General features: G+C 68.8%; 11 protein-coding genes. 7 read left to right on the plus strand and 4 right to left on the minus strand.

Annotation, left to right across the window (positions count from 1 at the left end; genetic code table 11):
- Positions 1–24: 24 nt before the first annotated feature.
- The 5 genes from glgX to AC1DDO_RS09510 all read left to right on the plus strand — a co-directional run bounded on the left by glgX (position 25) and on the right by AC1DDO_RS09510 (position 8,941).
- Complete coding sequence (glgX, locus tag AC1DDO_RS09490) at positions 25–2,487, plus strand: glycogen debranching protein GlgX (RefSeq protein ID WP_476971782.1); 2,463 nt, start codon at positions 25–27, stop codon at positions 2,485–2,487.
- Entirely contained in the window at positions 2,484–4,808 is a 2,325-nt protein-coding gene (gene treY / locus AC1DDO_RS09495) for a malto-oligosyltrehalose synthase (RefSeq protein WP_476971783.1), read from the plus strand. Before glgX ends, treY begins: the two co-directional genes overlap by 4 nt.
- Before the next feature lie 45 nt (positions 4,809–4,853).
- Positions 4,854–6,626 (plus strand): malto-oligosyltrehalose trehalohydrolase, encoded by a 1,773-nt coding sequence (gene treZ / locus AC1DDO_RS09500; protein ID WP_476866631.1) that lies wholly within the window; start codon positions 4,854–4,856, stop codon positions 6,624–6,626.
- 27 nt (positions 6,627–6,653) lie between these two features.
- The gene (gene mgrA, locus AC1DDO_RS09505; protein WP_476971784.1) at positions 6,654–7,691 is read left to right on the plus strand and encodes an L-glyceraldehyde 3-phosphate reductase; all 1,038 of its coding nucleotides are present in this window, start codon (positions 6,654–6,656) and stop codon (positions 7,689–7,691) included.
- A 164-nt stretch (positions 7,692–7,855) separates the two neighbouring features.
- Positions 7,856–8,941 (plus strand): inositol-3-phosphate synthase, encoded by a 1,086-nt coding sequence (locus AC1DDO_RS09510; RefSeq protein WP_441407882.1) that lies wholly within the window; start codon positions 7,856–7,858, stop codon positions 8,939–8,941.
- A 95-nt stretch (positions 8,942–9,036) separates the two neighbouring features.
- On the opposite strand, the gene AC1DDO_RS09515 is transcribed toward AC1DDO_RS09510, so the two are convergent.
- The 3 genes from AC1DDO_RS09515 to mshA all read right to left on the minus strand — a co-directional run bounded on the left by AC1DDO_RS09515 (position 9,037) and on the right by mshA (position 13,163).
- Positions 9,037–9,954 (minus strand): DUF559 domain-containing protein, encoded by a 918-nt coding sequence (locus AC1DDO_RS09515; RefSeq protein ID WP_476866628.1) that lies wholly within the window; start codon positions 9,952–9,954, stop codon positions 9,037–9,039.
- Between the two features lie 132 nt (positions 9,955–10,086).
- Positions 10,087–11,820 (minus strand): formate--tetrahydrofolate ligase, encoded by a 1,734-nt coding sequence (locus tag AC1DDO_RS09520; protein ID WP_476866627.1) that lies wholly within the window; start codon positions 11,818–11,820, stop codon positions 10,087–10,089.
- 77 nt (positions 11,821–11,897) lie between these two features.
- A complete protein-coding gene (gene mshA, locus AC1DDO_RS09525; protein ID WP_476866626.1) occupies positions 11,898–13,163 on the minus strand; it encodes a D-inositol-3-phosphate glycosyltransferase in 1,266 nt (421 codons plus the stop codon).
- Positions 13,164–13,311: 148 nt separating this feature from the next.
- Between mshA and AC1DDO_RS09530 the strand changes: the two genes are divergently transcribed.
- The gene (locus tag AC1DDO_RS09530) at positions 13,312–13,929 is read left to right on the plus strand and encodes an N-acetyltransferase family protein (protein WP_476866625.1); all 618 of its coding nucleotides are present in this window, start codon (positions 13,312–13,314) and stop codon (positions 13,927–13,929) included.
- A 58-nt stretch (positions 13,930–13,987) separates the two neighbouring features.
- Here the strand turns inward: AC1DDO_RS09530 and AC1DDO_RS09535 are convergent, their stop codons facing one another.
- The gene (locus AC1DDO_RS09535) at positions 13,988–15,418 is read right to left on the minus strand and encodes a family 4 glycosyl hydrolase (RefSeq protein ID WP_476866624.1); all 1,431 of its coding nucleotides are present in this window, start codon (positions 15,416–15,418) and stop codon (positions 13,988–13,990) included.
- An 81-nt stretch (positions 15,419–15,499) separates the two neighbouring features.
- On the opposite strand from AC1DDO_RS09535, the gene AC1DDO_RS09540 reads away from it, so the two are divergent.
- The gene (locus AC1DDO_RS09540) at positions 15,500–16,591 is read left to right on the plus strand and encodes a carbohydrate kinase family protein (protein WP_441407888.1); all 1,092 of its coding nucleotides are present in this window, start codon (positions 15,500–15,502) and stop codon (positions 16,589–16,591) included.
- Positions 16,592–16,751: the final 160 nt, after the last annotated feature.

The following is a 16,751-nucleotide window of genomic DNA, read 5'->3' on the forward strand; positions in this document are numbered from 1 at the left end:
TTTCGTCGCGCACGAGGAGTACACATGGAAGTCTGGCCCGGAACGGCTTACCCGCTGGGAGCCACTTTTGACGGCACTGGCACCAACTTTGCCCTGTTCAGCGAACGCGCCGAACGCGTGGAACTGTGCCTCCTGGCTGACGACCTGTCCGAAACCCGGATCGAACTGACCGAGGTGGATGGCTACGTGTGGCACTGCTACCTGCCGCAGGTCCAGCCCGGACAGAAGTACGGCTACCGCGTCCACGGCGAATACGAGCCGGACAACGGCAACCGGTTCAATGCCAGCAAGCTGCTGCTGGACCCGTACGCCAAGGCCATCCAGGGCGAGATCGACTGGGACCCCGCGTTGTTTTCCTATAACTTCGGCGACCCCATGTCCCGCAATGACGCCGACTCGGCTCCGCACACCATGCACGGCGTCGTCATCAACCCCTTCTTTGACTGGGACGGCGACCGCCAGCTGCGCATCCCGTACCACGAGTCCGTCATCTATGAAGCCCACGTCAAGGGCCTGACCGAGCTGCACCCGGAAGTCCCGGAGGAGCAGCGCGGCACGTACGCCGGCGTGGCGCATCCCGCCGTCGTGGAGCACCTGAAGAAACTCGGCGTTACCGCGGTGGAATTGATGCCCGTGCACCAGTTCGTCAACGACGGCACCCTCGTGGAGAAGGGCCTCAACAACTACTGGGGCTACAACACGATCGGATTCTTCGCCCCGCAGAACACCTACAGCTCCTCGGGGGACGTCGGGCACCAGGTGCAGGAATTCAAGGCCATGGTCCGGGACCTGCACAAGGCCGGCATGGAAGTGATCCTGGACGTGGTCTACAACCACACCGCCGAGGGCAACCACCTAGGCCCCACCTTGTCCTTCAAGGGCATCGACAACGCCGCCTACTACCGGCTGGTGGACGATGACCTGAAGCACTACATGGACTACACCGGCACGGGCAATTCACTCAACGTCCGGCACCCGCACTCCCTCCAGCTGCTCATGGATTCCCTGCGCTACTGGGTCACCGAGATGCACGTGGACGGGTTCCGCTTCGACCTCGCCTCCACCCTGGCCCGGGAGTTCTACGACGTCGACAAGCTCTCCACCTTCTTCGAACTGATCCAGCAGGACCCGATCGTCTCCCAGGTCAAGCTGATTGCCGAGCCGTGGGACGTGGGTCCCGGCGGCTACCAGGTGGGCAACTTCCCGCCGCAGTGGACCGAATGGAACGGCAAATACCGCGACACCGTCCGTGACTTCTGGCGCGGCGAACCATCCACGCTCGGCGAATTCGCCTCGCGCCTGACCGGCTCGGCCGACCTCTACGAGAGCTCCGCCCGGCGTCCGGTGGCGTCCATCAACTTCGTCACCGCCCACGACGGCTTCACCATGCGCGACCTCGTGTCCTACAACGAGAAGCACAACGACGCCAACGGCGAAGGCAACAACGACGGCGAATCGCACAACCGCTCCTGGAACTGTGGCGCGGAAGGCGAAACCGAGGACGACGCCGTGCTGACGTTGCGCGCCCGCCAGCAGCGCAACTTCATCGCCACCCTCCTGCTCTCCCAGGGCGTCCCGATGCTTCTGCACGGCGACGAGATGGGCCGGACGCAGCAGGGCAACAACAACACCTACTGCCAGGACTCCGAACTCAGCTGGGTGCACTGGGACGCCATGGACCAGCCGCTCGTGGAGTTCACGGCCGTGGTCAACAAGATCCGCCGCGACCACCCCACCTTCCGGCGCAGCCGCTTCTTCGACGGCCGCCCGGTACGCCGCGGCGAGGGCGAGAAACTGCCGGATATCGTCTGGCTCAACACCGATGGCAAGGAAATGCTGCCGGAGGACTGGGACAGCGGATTCGGCCGGACCATCGGCGTGTTCTACAACGGCCACGGCATCCAGGAACAGGATTCGCGCGGACGCCGTATCACCGACGACAGTTTCCTGCTGGCCTTCAACGCTCACGATGACAACGTCGACTTCCTGCTCCCGGCCGAGGAATACACCCCGTTCTGGGACCTCCTCGTGGACACCGCCGACTCGGCGGACACCGGCCAGCCGCTCAAGGCCGGCAGCGTCCTGAAGCTGGCGGCGAAGTCCCTGGTGGTGCTGCGCGCCTACTCGGGCCCGGAGGTGGAGGTGGACTACTCCGCCGCCGCATCCCTGGCCGCGAGGGCCGAGGTTCCCGCGGAGGCAGCCCCCGCCGCACCGGCTGAGCAAGTGGCCGAGGTTACCGAGGTTCCTACCTCTGCTGAGTCACCTGCGCAGGCCGCTCCTGCTGAGGCGGCGCCTGCAGAGCCTGATACGGCCCCCGAGCCGGCCCCCGAGCCTGCACCCGAGCCGGCCCCTGAGCCGGCCCCCGAGCCTGTGACTGCACCTGAGCCCGCACCTGAGCCGGCGAAGCGTGCCCCGGGCAAGCGTGCTCCGGCCGGGAACTCGAAGGGCGCCAAGAAGCCGCGGTCCAAAAAGGGCCCGGCCTCATGAGGACGCCCGTCTCGACGTACCGGCTGCAGATCCGCCCCGGCTTCACGCTGCAGGACGCCGCGCAGACGGTGCCGTACCTGAAGTCGCTGGGCGTGGACTGGATCTACCTGTCGCCGATCCTCACGGCGGAGCGGGGTTCGGACCACGGCTATGACGTCACGGATCCCTCCGCCATCGATCCGGACCGGGGCGGCGCGGACGGGCTGCTGGCGGTCTCGACCGCCGCGCGGGAGGCCGGCATGGGCGTGCTGATCGACATCGTGCCCAACCATGTCGGCGTCGCGACACCGGTCCAGAACACGTGGTGGTGGTCCCTCCTGAAAGAGGGGCAGCAGTCCCGCTACGCGCAGGCGTTCGACGTCGACTGGGACTTTGGCGGCGGCCGCGTGCGGATCCCGGTGCTGGGGGCGGACTCGGACGTGGACGCACTCCAGATCACGGACGGGGAGCTGCGCTACTACGACCACCGCTTCCCGCTCGCCGAGGGCAGCTACACCGCGGGTGACGATCCGCGTGAGGTCCACGACCGGCAGCATTACGAGCTGGTCGGCTGGCGCCGGGCGGACACGGACCTGAACTACCGCCGGTTCTTCGCTGTCAACAGCCTGGCCGGGATCCGGGTGGAACTCCCCGAGGTCTTCGATGAATCCCACGCGGAGGTTGTGCGCTGGTTCCGGGAAGGGCTCGTAGACGGGCTGCGGATCGACCACCCGGACGGCCTCGCCGATCCGGAGGGATACCTGCACCGGCTGCGCGAAGTTACGGGCGGCAGCTACCTGCTGATCGAGAAGATCCTGGAACCGGGCGAAACCCTGCCGGCCGGCTTCGAGTGCGAGGGCACCACCGGCTACGACGCCCTCGCGGACGTGGACCGGGTGTTCGTCGACGCCGCCGGCCAGGGACCGCTCGACGCGCTCGACGCCGAACTGCGCGGCGGCGCCGCCGACTACGAGGAGATGATCCGGGGCACCAAGCGAGGGATCACGGACGGGATCCTGCATTCGGAAATGCTCCGGCTGGCACGCCTGGTCCCGGCCGGAGCTGGGCTGGCCCAGGACGCCGCGGCGGACGCGTTGTCCGAGATCATCGCCGCGTTCCCGGTCTACCGCAGCTACCTGCCGGAAGGTGCGGACGTCCTCAAGGAGGCCTGCGAACTCGCTGTCCGCCGACGCCCCGAACTGGAAGACGCCGTCGGCGTGCTCCTTCCGCTTCTGCTGGATGCTGGTCCTGACGCCGGCGCGGAGCTGGGGATCCGCTTCCAGCAGACCTCCGGGATGGTCATGGCCAAGGGCGTGGAGGACACCGCGTTCTTCCGCTACACCCGCCTGGGTACCCTGACCGAGGTCGGGGCGGACCCCACGGAGTTTGCCGTGGCGCCGGAGGAATTCCACGCCCGGATGGCCCGCCGCCAGGCCGAGCTGCCGCTGTCCATGACGACCCTCAGCACCCACGACACCAAGCGCAGCGAGGACACCCGGGCCCGGATCTCGGTCCTCGCGGAACTCGCGCCCGAATGGCAGGCCTCCCTGCAGCGGCTGCAGAAACTGGCGCCCCTGCCGGACGGGCCGCTTGCCAACCTGCTGTGGCAGGCTATCGCGGGGGTCTGGCCCGCGGACCGCGACCGGGTGCAGTCCTACGCGCAAAAAGCCGCCCGGGAAGCCGGGAACTCGACCAACTGGTTCGATCCGGACGAGGCCTTCGAGGCGAAACTTGTGGACGCCGTCGACGCCGCCTTCGACACCCCGGAGGTGACGGCGGAGCTGGAATCCCTCGTGGCCCTGCTGGAGCCGTACGGAGCCGTCAACTCCCTCGGCGCCAAGCTCGTGCAGCTGACCATGCCCGGGGTGCCGGACGTGTACCAGGGCACCGAGTTCTGGGACCGCTCGCTGACCGATCCGGATAACCGGCGGCCGTTCGACTTCGGCGCCCGCCGGCGCGCCCTCGCCGCGCTCGACGCCGGCGAGCGTCCGGCGTCGTTCCTGGACGAGGCAGCGAAACTCCTCGTCACCTCGCGGGCCTTGCGCCTGCGGCGGGACCGGCCGGAGCTGTTCACCGGGTACACGCCGGTCACGGCCACGGGCGCCGCCGCCGCGCACCTGCTCGCCTTTGACCGCGGAACCACCGGCGCCCCGGGCGCGCTGACGCTCGCCACCCGGCTGCCGCGCGGCCTGGAGCAGCGCGGCGGCTGGCAGGACACGACCATCGAACTCGCCGCGGCCATGGCCGATGAACTGACCGGTTCCACGCACGGTCCGGGCACTGTAGCCGTGGGGGAGATCCTGCGGGACTACCCGGTGGCCCTCCTGGTGCCCACCGCGTAGAAGACGGCCTGGAAGCACGCACAGAACCACCGATAGGGGACGGACATGAACACGCCTGGACACGACAGCGCACGCTTTGATCTCTGGGCGCCGGAGGCGGGCACCGTCACCCTGCTCGCCGACGGCCAGGAATACCCCATGAGCCGGCGCAGCGGTGAGCACGGCGGCTGGTGGACCGCTGCCGGGGCGCCGGCGGCCGGGGACGTGGACTACGGCTACCTGGTGGACGGAGACCCCACGCCGCTGCCGGACCCCCGGTCCCGGCGCCAGCCCGCGGGCGTCCACGCGCTCTCCCGCACGTTCGACGCCGGTCACCACGAGTGGGCCGACGGCCAGTGGACGGGACGGGAACTGAAGGGCGCCGTCATCTACGAACTCCACGTGGGCACCTTCACCCCGGAGGGAACTCTGGACGCCGCGGCCGGGAAGCTGCAGTACCTGGCGGACCTCGGCATCGACTTCGTGGAGCTGCTGCCGGTCAACGGGTTCAACGGCACCCACAACTGGGGATACGACGGCGTCCTCTGGTACGCCGTGCACGAAGGCTACGGCGGGCCCGCCGCGTACCAGCGCTTCGTGGACGCGGCCCACGCCGCGGGCCTGGGTGTCATCCAGGACGTGGTCTACAACCACCTCGGCCCCAGCGGCAACTACCTTTCCCGGTTCGGGCCGTACCTGAAATCGGGGGAGGGCAACACCTGGGGCGACTCCGTGAACCTGGACGGCCCGGAATCGGACGAGGTCCGCCGCTACATCCTGGACAACGCCGCGATGTGGCTCCGGGACTACCACGTGGACGGGCTGCGGCTGGACGCCGTGCACGCCTTCAAGGACGAGCGTGCCGTGCACCTGCTGGAGGACTTCGGTGCCCTGGCGGACCACATCTTCGCCGAGACAGGACGCCCGGCCACCATGATCGCGGAATCGGACCTGAACAACCCGCGCCTGCTCTACCCGCGGGATGCCAACGGTTACGGGCTGGCCGGGCAGTGGAGCGATGACTTCCACCACGCCGTGCACGTCAACGTCAGCGGCGAGAGCACCGGCTACTACGCCGACTTCGACTCGCTGGCGGCGCTGGCCAAGGTCCTGCAGCGCGGATTCTTCCACGACGGCAGCTACTCCAGCTTCCGCGCCCGCCACCACGGCCGGCCCATCGACAGCGAGCTGGTCCACCCCGCCGCCCTGGTGGTGTGCAGCCAGAACCACGACCAGATCGGCAACCGTGCCACGGGGGACAGGCTGTCCCAGACCCTGGGCTACGGGCAGCTGGCGCTCGCCGCCGTCGCCACCCTGACCTCGCCGTTCACTCCCATGCTGTTCATGGGCGAGGAGTACGGCGCGACGACGCCGTGGCAGTTCTTCACCTCGCACCCGGAACCGGAGCTTGGCAAGGCCACGGCCGAGGGGCGGATCCGGGAGTTCGAACGGATGGGCTGGGACCCCGCCGTCGTTCCCGATCCGCAGGATCCGGAGACGTTCACCCGGTCCAAACTCAACTGGGCCGAGGCCGCCGACGGGGACCATGCCCGTCTGCTGGAGCTGTACCGGGCGCTGATCGCGCTGCGCCGCGCCACCCCGGACCTGACGGAACCCGGCCTCGGCGACACCGGGGTGGAGTTTAGCGAGGACGAGGGCTGGCTGGTGCTGCGGCGCGGCAAGGTCCAGGTGGCGATGAACTTCTCCGGCGTGCCGCGCCGCGTCGCCGTCCGCGGCACCGCCCTGCTGCTGGCCACGGACGACGCCTTGCGGCCGGAAGCCGTCGCTGCAGGCCACCTCGACCTCCCCGGCCACAGCGCCGCCATCGTTTCCGAATAAGTATTCGACTAAGGCAGGATATGACGTATGACATATTTGGCAGCTGACACCCGCTACGACTCCATGCCCTACCGCCGCGTGGGACGCAGCGGCCTGAAACTCCCCGCCATCTCCCTTGGCCTGTGGCACAACTTCGGCGATGACAAGCCGTTCGAGGTCCAGCGCGCCATCCTGCGCCGCGCCTTCGACCTCGGCGTCACCCACTTCGACCTCGCCAACAACTACGGCCCGCCCTACGGCACCGCCGAGACCAACTTCGGCCGTCACTTCAAGGACGACTTCGCACCGTACCGCGACGAACTGATCATCTCCACCAAGGCCGGCTACGACATGTGGCCCGGTCCCTACGGAAACTTCGGTTCCCGCAAGTACCTGCTGGCCAGCCTGGACCAGTCGCTGGGCCGGATGGGCCTGGACTACGTGGACATCTTCTACAGCCACCGCCCGGACCCCGAGACCCCGCTGGGAGAGACCATGGGCGCCCTGGACCAGGCCGTGCGCTCCGGCAAGGCCCTCTACGCCGGCATTTCCTCCTACACGCCGGAACAGACCCTCGAGGCGGCCCGGATCCTGAAGGAACTCGGCACCCCGCTGCTGATCCACCAGCCCAGCTACTCCATGCTCAACCGCTGGACCGAAAACGGCAGCCCGAACCTCTACGAGGCGCTGGAGCAGGTGGGCGCAGGGTCCATCGCGTTCTCGCCGCTGGCGCAGGGCATGCTCACCGACCGCTACCTGCAGGGCATCCCGGCCGACTCCCGCGCCGCCCAGCACAAGTCACTCGGCGAATCCATGATCACCGAGGACAAGCTGAGCCGTGTGCGCGGGCTCAACGGGATAGCCGAGGGCCGCGGGCAGACCCTCGCGCAGCTGGCCATCGCCTGGATCCTCCGCGAGCAGGGCAAGGGCTCGTCCGTCACGTCCGCCCTGGTCGGCGCATCCAGCGTCCGGCAGCTCGAGGACACCCTGGCCGCCGTTCAGAACCTGGATTTCACGGCCGAGGAGCTGGACGCGATCGACGAGTTCGCCGTCGAATCCGACATCAACCTGTGGGCCCAGAAGTAACCGGACCCTCCACCTGTCACAGAAAGCCGGGGCCGCGGGAACAACCGCGGCCCCGGCAGTGTTGACTAGACTACTAAGGGCGCCTAGCGGCGCCGTGTCCGCCTGCCGCCGGAGCACAACAGAGTGCTGCCGCGCCGGGCACCCTTGTTCTCAAAAGGAGTTCCGTGTCTTCACATCCGATTCGTGTTGCAATCGTCGGCGTAGGTAACTGCGCCACCTCGCTGGTCCAGGGCGTCCAGTACTACAAAGATGCCGACCCCAAGGCCACGATCCCGGGCCTGATGCACGTGGAGTTCGGCCAGTACCACGTCGGCGACGTCGAGTTCGTTGCAGCGTTCGACGTCGACGGCAAGAAGGTGGGCCAGGACCTGTCCGCCGCCATCCTGGCCAGCGAAAACAACACCATCAAGATCGCCGACGTCCCGCCGACCGGTGTCACCGTCCAGCGCGGCCACACCCTGGACGGCCTCGGCAAGTACTACCTCGAGACCATCGAGCAGTCCCCGGAGGAGCCGGTCGACGTCGTCCAGGCCCTCAAGGACGCCAAGGTTGACGTCATGGTCTGCTACCTGCCGGTCGGCTCGCAGGAAGCAGCCGAGTTCTACGCCCAGTGCGCAATCGACGCCGGCGTGGCGTTCGTCAACGCCCTGCCGGTGTTCCTGGCCGGCACCAAGGAGTGGGCGGACAAGTTCACCGCCGCGGGCGTGCCGATCGTGGGCGACGACATCAAGAGCCAGATCGGTGCCACCATCACGCACCGCGTCATGGCCAAACTGTTCGAGGACCGCGGCGTCACCCTGGACCGCACGTACCAGCTGAACGTCGGCGGCAACATGGACTTCAAGAACATGCTCGAACGCGACCGCCTCGAGTCCAAGAAGATCTCCAAGACCCAGGCCGTCACGTCCAACGTCGAGGCTGAGCTCGCCGCCAAGGACGTGCACATCGGCCCGTCGGACTACGTCCAGTGGCTCGATGACCGCAAGTGGGCCTTCGTCCGCCTCGAAGGCCGCAACTTCGGCGACGCCCCGGTGTCCCTGGAATACAAGCTCGAAGTCTGGGACTCGCCCAACTCCGCCGGCGTGATCATCGACGCCATCCGCGCCGCCAAGATCGGCCTGGACCGCGGCATCGGCGGCCCGCTGGTCTCGGCGTCGAGCTACTTCATGAAGTCCCCGCCGGAGCAGTTCAACGACGACCTCGCCCGGGAAAAGGTCGAGGCCTTCATCCGCGGCGACCTGGAGCGCTAAACGCCTCCTCCTTCCCCCGGTTGCCCTATCACTTACGGCTCCCAAACCTCTGGTTTGGCCGCTGTAAGTGATAGGGCAACCGGCGTTTAAGGGGGTCAACGGGGACGAAGGGCGGAGCGGACTATTTGGGCCGCGCCGCGGAAGTCATCTGCAAGATCGTCGGCGTTGAATTTGAAATACCGCCAGCCGGCCGCGTTGAACGATTCGTCGCGGCGGTTGTCCCGGGACTGCTGTTCGCGGGTCAGGTGGTGGCCGCCGTCGTACTGGATGGCCACCCGCTGCCGGCGGTAGCCGAGGTCCGCGGCGGGGGAGTAGGGGTCTTCCGGCACAATCCGGAGCTGCAACTCCGGCTCCGGTAGCCCGGCCGCGGTCAGCGCCAGACGCAGGAATGTCTCGGGGGCAGAGTCGGCGCCGGGCCGGATCAGTGCCGTCGCCTCGCGAGCTCTCACGATCCCCTTCAGCTTTGGGTGGCGCTTCAACATCGTGTCCAGCTCGGGAAGGGTGGCCCACGGCTCCGCGCGGTTCTCCAGTTCAGGGCGGGGACGCCGCACCAGCTGGTCGCCCACCGCCACGAGATCCTCCAGCGGCAGGATGCGGGCAAGGTCCAGCCAGGTCCGGGCGGGTGTTGAAATTCGGATTCCGTCCAGGACCATGAGCTCGTCGTCGAACGCAAGGACGGTATGCCCGACTACTCCCGCACGCCGGACCGGCGGCAGGGCCCTGCGCTTGCTCAGATGCAGTTCGCGGCAGCCGCGGTACCAGGACGGAAGCCACAGCCCCAGCAGTACAGCCGCCGTGAGGTGCGAAATCCACGCGCACGGCGTCGCGGCAGACAGGGCACGGGCCAGGCTTCGGAGTTCAAACTCCCAACCCGTCGGCACATGGATCAGCCGGCCCGCCGAGCTGAGATCGGAGGAACGGAGCCGGGCACTGCCCAGGCTGGCGGCCCGCGCCTCATAGACCGTGAACGGGGCCGTGGAAAGGTGGGCCGGCAGGGGTGCTGGTGGGTGCATGCGGACCATTCTGGTCCGAATGCCGGGTCCCCGCTCCGGTTATCCACAGGGCCCCGGTTGCGCTATCACTTGGAGCGGTCAACAGCGGTCAAAAGACCGGAATGGCAGCCCAAAGTGATAGCGCAACGGGGGCTAGAAGAGGCCGACCGGGTTGCCGGCGTCGTCGACGTCCATCCTCATCGCGGCGGGGACCTTGGGCAGGCCGGGCATGGTCATGACCGCGCCGGTGAGGGCCACGATAAAGCCGGCCCCGGTCTTGGGGATGAGGTCCCGGACGTGGATGGTGAAGCCCTTGGGGGCGCCGAGCCGGGTGGCGTCGTCGGTGAAGGAGTACTGGGTCTTCGCCATACACACTGGCATCCCGGACCAGCCGTTCTTCTCGATCTCCGCCAGCCGTTTGAGCGCGGGCACCGAGAAGTCCACGCCGTCGGCGCCGTATACCTCCTGCACGATGGTCCGGATCTTGTCCTCAACGGACATGTCCAGCGGGTACAGGTGGCGGAAGCTGTGCGGGCTGTCAATCGCTGCGGCCACCTTCGCCGCGAGCTCGTCCCCGCCGTCGCCGCCCCCGCCGCGGCCCCAGACGTCGGCCACCGCGGCCTGGACACCCTCGGCGGCGCACCACTCGAGCAGCCAGTCCAGTTCCTCGGCGGTGTCCGTGCCGAATTTGTTGACCGCCACCACCGGGACGATGCCGAACTTCTCGACGTTGCGGATGTGGCGCTGCAGGTTGGCGACGCCGGCGGCGAGGGCTTCGACGTTGGGTTCGGTGAGCCGGTCCTTCGGCACGCCGCCGTGCATTTTGAGCGCCCGGACGGTGGCGACGATGACGACGGCGGACGGGGCGACGTCGGCTATCCGCGACTTGATGTCCATGTACTTTTCGGCACCGAGGTCCGCGCCAAAGCCCGCCTCGGTGACCACGATGTCCGCAAGGCTGCGGGCCGTCTGCGTGGCGATGAGGGAGTTGCAGCCGTGGGCGATGTTGGCGAAGGGCCCGCCGTGCACAAGGGCCGGGGTGCCGGCGATGGTCTGCACGAGGTTGGGCTTGATGGCGTCCTTGAGCAGCATGGTCAGGGCGCCCTGGACGCCGAGGTCGGCCACTGTGACGGGCTGGCGGTCATAGGTGTAACCGAACGTGATCCGGCCCAGCCGTTCGCGCAGATCGTTGAGGTCCGTGGCGAGGCAGAACACGGCCATGATTTCCGAGGCTACGGTGATGTCGAAGCCGTCCTGCCGCGGCGTGCCCTGGGCCGGTCCGCCGAGTCCGATCACGACCTCCCGGAGGGACCGGTCGTTCATGTCCAGGACCCGTTTGAAGGTCATCCGGCGCGGGTCGATGTTGAGCTCGTTGCCTTGGAAGATGTGGTTGTCCACGAGGGCCATGAGGGCGTTGTTCGCCGAGGTGATGGCGTGGAAGTCGCCGGTGAAGTGCAGGTTGATCTGGTCCATCGGCAGCACCTGGGAGTACCCGCCGCCGGTGGCGCCGCCCTTCATGCCCAGGATGGGTCCGAGGGAGGGTTCGCGCAGGGCGATCATCACCTTGTGCCCGGCCCGGGCCAGGGAATCGGCGAGGCCGACCGTGGTGGTGGACTTGCCCTCGCCCGCCGGGGTGGGTGACATGGCCGAGACCAGCACGACCTTTCCGGGAATCCGGCCGGCGCGTGCCGGGGCTCCGTCGGTGGCGCCCGGCGCGCTCGTCAGCTTCGCGGGATCGATCTTGGCCTTGTATGGCCCGTAGAGTTCCAGCGCGTCCGGGTTGATGCCGGCGGCCGCGGCAATCTCCACGATCGGCTTCATGACGGCCCGCTGGGCAATTTCAAGGTCGCTGGGCACGTTGTTCCCGGCAGTGGTGGTCTCAGACATCGTTGTCCTTCGGCTCGTGGCTTCGGCGGGGTTGTCCCACTCCGGTGTTGCCGGGCGGGGGTCGGGGCGGATCCGGTTCAGGGCGTGTGGCCCACCGGGATGGTCAGGCTTCCAAAATACTGGCTCACGGCAGTGCGGTAGCTCTCCAGCGTTATCGCGGCGGTGCGCTGCCAGCCGAAGTCCTGGGCGTGGATCGCGGCGGCGCGCCCCATGTCCGTGCGCGTTTGGGTGTCATCGAAGAGCGCTTCGAGGGCGTCCGCCCAGTCGCTGGCCTTGTGGCCCTCAATCAGCATCCCCGTGCGCCCGTCCTGCACGGCGCGGGAGAGGCCGCCCACCTTCGTGGCCAGGACGGGCGTGCCGCAGGCCTGTGCTTCCAGGGCCACCAGGCCGAAGGACTCACTGTAGGAGGGCATCACCACGACGTCGGCCGACCGGTACCAGCCGGCCAGCTCCGGGGCGTTCACGGGCGGGTGGTGGGTGGCGACGTCGTCCATTCCGGCGGCGCTGATCAGCGACTTGAGGTTGAAGTCCTTGGCGCCGCTGACGGCCCCCAGAATGGTCAGCTGCAGGTCGATATCCGGGCGCCGGGATCGCAGGAGCGCGGCAGCCTTGACCAGGATCTGCGGGCCCTTCAGCCGCTGGATCCGGCCCGCGAACAGCAGATGGAACTTGCCCGGGGCAATGCCATGCTGGGCCCTGGCACGGTTCCTGAAGGCCGGCGTGAAGACCGCCAGGTCCACGCCCGGCGGGGCGACGTCGATGCGGTCGATGTCTGCGTTGTAGTGCGAGACCAGCTCGGCCGCCTCGGTGCCAGTATTGGCGACCAGTCGGGACGCGCCGTCGACAATCCGCTGCTCGCCGTCCTCGCGCCGCCGCGGCTCGGGCTGCTCGCCGGACTCCAGGAGCTGGTTCTTGACCTTGGCCATCGTGTGCATGGTGTGGATGAGGGGCAGCTGCCACAGCTCCGCGAGCTCCAGCCCGGCCACCCCGGACACCCAGTAGTGGGAATGGATGACGTCATACCGGCCGTGCGGCTGGAGGTGCCGGATGCGGTCGATCTCGGCGACCATGCTGTGCAGCAGCTCCGGTAGCTCCTCCTTGGGCAGCTTCCTCGGCGGGCCGGCGAGGACGTTGTGCACGCACACGCCCGGGGAGGGGTGTTCGACGGCGGGCTGCGAGGCTGAGGTGGAGCGGGTGAAGATCTCCACTTCCACGCCCGTCTCGGCCAGGGCCGCCGCCAGCGCCCGCACGTACACGTTCATTCCGCCGGCGTCGCCGGAGCCGGGCTGCTCCATGGGCGAGGTGTGCAGGGAAAGGAATGCGACGCGGCGGATCAGCGACACGGTTCCCCTTTCCCTTCCGGAGTGCATTGTCTGTGCACAATTTCCACTGCAAAATGCGTTTCGATAAAACACTACTCCTGAAGTGCCGGCCGGTTCACGGGTCCGCGCTTTGACCCATACCGGGCGGCAACCTGGCCGTGCTGCTAACGTGGCCGCTGTGAGCGCAACTACAGAATCTGGTCCAGCAGCCGGGTGGACAATCAGGGAGGCCCGCCCGGAGGACTGGCCGGGCATCTGGGCGATCCTGGAACCGGTCATCCGGGCCGGGGAGACTTTTACGTGGGACCGGGACACCGCCGAGGACGAGGCCCGCGGACGCTGGTTCAAGCAGGCGCCGGGGCAGACCTTCGTCGCGGTCGCCGCCGTGGCCAGTGACGTGCCCGGTGACCTGGCCGGTGACCTGGCCGGTGACCTGGCCGGTGACGTGTCCGGCAACGGCGACCAGGCAGCGGGCGCCGTCCTTGGCACCGGCGAGCTGCACCCGAACCAGGGCGGCGGCGGCAGCCATGTCGCCAACGCCGGCTACATGGTCCACCCCGCCCAGGCCGGCCGCGGACTGGCCCGGGCCCTCTGCGCTTATTCGCTTGAGGCCGCGCGCGACGCCGGCTTCCGGGCCATGCAGTTCAATGCAGTCGTCGAGAGCAACGTCCGGGCCGTTGCGGCCTGGAAGTCCATGGGTTTCGAAGTGCTCGCGACCATTCCCGAGGCGTTCAACCACCCGGAGCTGGGCTATGTGGGACTGCACGTGATGTACCGGAAGCTGTAGGGGACTGCCCGCTGGTGGCGGGCCGTTCCTGCCGGCGACCGCTACTGGCCACCGGTCGTTACCGGCCGCCCTGCCAGAGGCGGCCCAGCTCCGGGAACGCGGCCTCGTAGCCGGCGAGCAGTTTGCCGGCCAGGTCCGCCGAATCCACGAGCGGATGCCGGGCGAACGCGGCGAGGGCTGCCTCCCGCCGGCCCGTGGTCTCCGCCTCCACGACGAGCCGCTCGACGTACTTGACGCGCCGCATCAGTTCCAGCTGCGCCGTGCCGGGACGATCCTGCGGGACCGGCGCGGCGCCGTCGCGCGTCACCCTGCACGGAACCTCGACGACGGCGTCCGCCGGCAGTCCCGGGACGGCAGGCACCGCCGGTGTCGCCGGCGCCGCGAACCCCGCACCGGCATCACGCGCCGGACCGGTGGCGCCGCGGACCGTGTTGAGGGTGTTGAGGATCAGGCTGGCCGTGCCGCCTCCAGACAGGGCCCGCATCGCCGCCAGGGCCACCCGCTCGTAGCCGCCGCCGGCGAGGTCGGTCTCGTCACGGTGTTCGCCCGAGGCGCGGGCCTCCGCGAGATAGCCTTCCTCGCGGGACCGGCGGCCCGCATCCCAGAGGGCGAAAGCGTTGGGTCCGGCGGCAGCCAGCCGGGGATAGAGATCGGCCTGCTGCCGGTCGATGGATTCCCCGCGGGTCAGGTCCGCACCACGCATGCCGGCGACCGCCCGGGCGGTGCAGTAGTAGTAGAAGAGGTACTCGTTAGGCAGGCAGCCAAGGCCGGCGAGCATCTCCGGCGGAAACAACCGCCCTTCCTCGAATCCGGCCAGCGCCGCAGGGTCCGCGAGCAGCTCCGGGAGGGCGTCCCGGCCTCCGGCCTCGAGCCGGTACAGCCAGCCGAGGTGGTTCAGGCCGTAGTAGCCCACGCCGTCGAGCGTGCCCTCCGGCAGCGCGACGCCGGCAGCCCGCGCCGCGCGGTGCACCAGGCCGCTGGCCGAGTCGCAGATCCCGATCACGCGGTGCCCGAGGACCGGGACGAGGGCCTCGGTGACCATGCCGGCCGGGTTGGTGAAGTTCAGCAGCCACGCCTCGGGGCAGCGGCGGCGCATCTCCTCGGCGAGATGCAGCATCGGCGGAATGGACCGCAGCGCGTAGGAGATGCCGCCGGGGCCGGTGGTTTCCTGGCCCAGGAGCCCGAGGTCCAGGGCCACCCGCTCGTCGGCGGTCCGCCCGGCGGTGCCCCCTGGCCGGATCGCGGCGAAGACCATGTCGGCGCCGTCGAGGGCCTCGGGGAGGGAGGACACGGCACGGACACTCGGGCCGGAACCGGGCGGGCCGTGCCGGGCCAGAGAGGCCAGGACCGCCTCGATGGCCGCCAGCCGGGCCGGGTCGACGTCGTAAAGCACCAGCTCCCGCACCAGCCCCGCGAACGGGCCGGCAGAGAGCGCCCGGTAGACCAGCGGGACCCGGAACCCGCCTCCGCCGGCGATCGTGAGCCGCATGCGGAACAGTCTATTCCCCGCTGGTCGCGGCCCGGCTTCCCGCAGTATCCCTCGACGGAGGTACAGCGTAGTGTGCCGTATATGGACGCGAACCCGACGCGGCGCTTTGACCCCCTGTCCGCCGTCCGCAGCCCCGCCGCGGACGGGTTCGATCTGCTCCTGACCGGCACCGTGTTCCAGGACATCATCTTCACCGGGCTGCCCCACGCGCCCGAGCCCGGGACGGAAATCTGGAGCGACGGGATGGGCAGCTGCCCCGGGGGTGTCGCCAACCAGGCGATCGCCGCGTCCCGGCTGGGGCTTCGGACCGGCCTGGCCGCCGTGTTCGGCGACGACGGCTACGGCGACTACAACTGGAAGATCCTGGCCGCCCAGGAACATGTGGACCTGTCCCTCTCGCGGCGCGTGCCGGGCTGGCATTCGCCCGTCACGGTGTCCTTAAGCGTGGAGAAGGACCGGTCCATGGTGACGCACGGGCATCCGGCACCAGTGTCCTCCAGCGAACTGGTCGGCTGTCCGCCGCCGGCGCTCGCAGCCGTTGCCGAGCTGGGAGAAGAACTCGAACCGTGGGCCGTCGATGCGCAGAAGAATGGCGTCCGGTTGTTCGGCGACGTCGGCTGGGACCCCACCGGCGCGTGGTCCTCGTCCCGGCTGGACAACCTGCGGTATTTCCACGCTTTCATGCCGAACCAGCATGAAGCCATGAACTTCACCGGCCGCGACGACCCGTGGTCCGCGTTGTATTCGCTCGCGGACAGGGTCCCGGTGGCGGTGGTCACGCTCGGCGCGCAGGGGTCCATGGCCGTCGATTCCGAAACCGGGGAGGAGGAGTGGGTCCCGTCTCTGCCAGTCCGGGCCTACGATCCCACGGGTGCCGGGGACTGCTTCGGCGCGGCGTTCATTGTCGGATCCCTGGCCGGCTGGCCGCTGGGCGACCGGCTCCGCTTCGCCAATCTTTGTGCCGCCCTGGCTGTACAGGAGGTTGGCGGCTCACTTGCCGCACCCGGTTGGGGGGACATTGCCGACTGGTGGCAGCGGGCCAACGCCCGGAAGGAACGCCAGGGCAGTCAATGGCTGCGCCGCTACCGCTTCCTGGAGGACATTGTGCGCGACGTTCCGCCCGGGGCACAGCGGCGGGCGACGGCGACGATCGCGCATCTGTCCGACGCGTAGCTGCGCTCCCGGAGCATGGCCTGGCGCGGCCCTCGGGTCCGTGTCACCACTGGACATGTTCCCTGGCGTGGCCAGGGCGAGGGCACGCACGTGTTGTGCCCCGTGGTTGGTGTGAGGAATGGGCATGTCCCGCGGGAAGGGAGGGCATGTCCAGCGGTGG

Source organism: Arthrobacter sp. 10N43 (assembly GCF_056394525.1).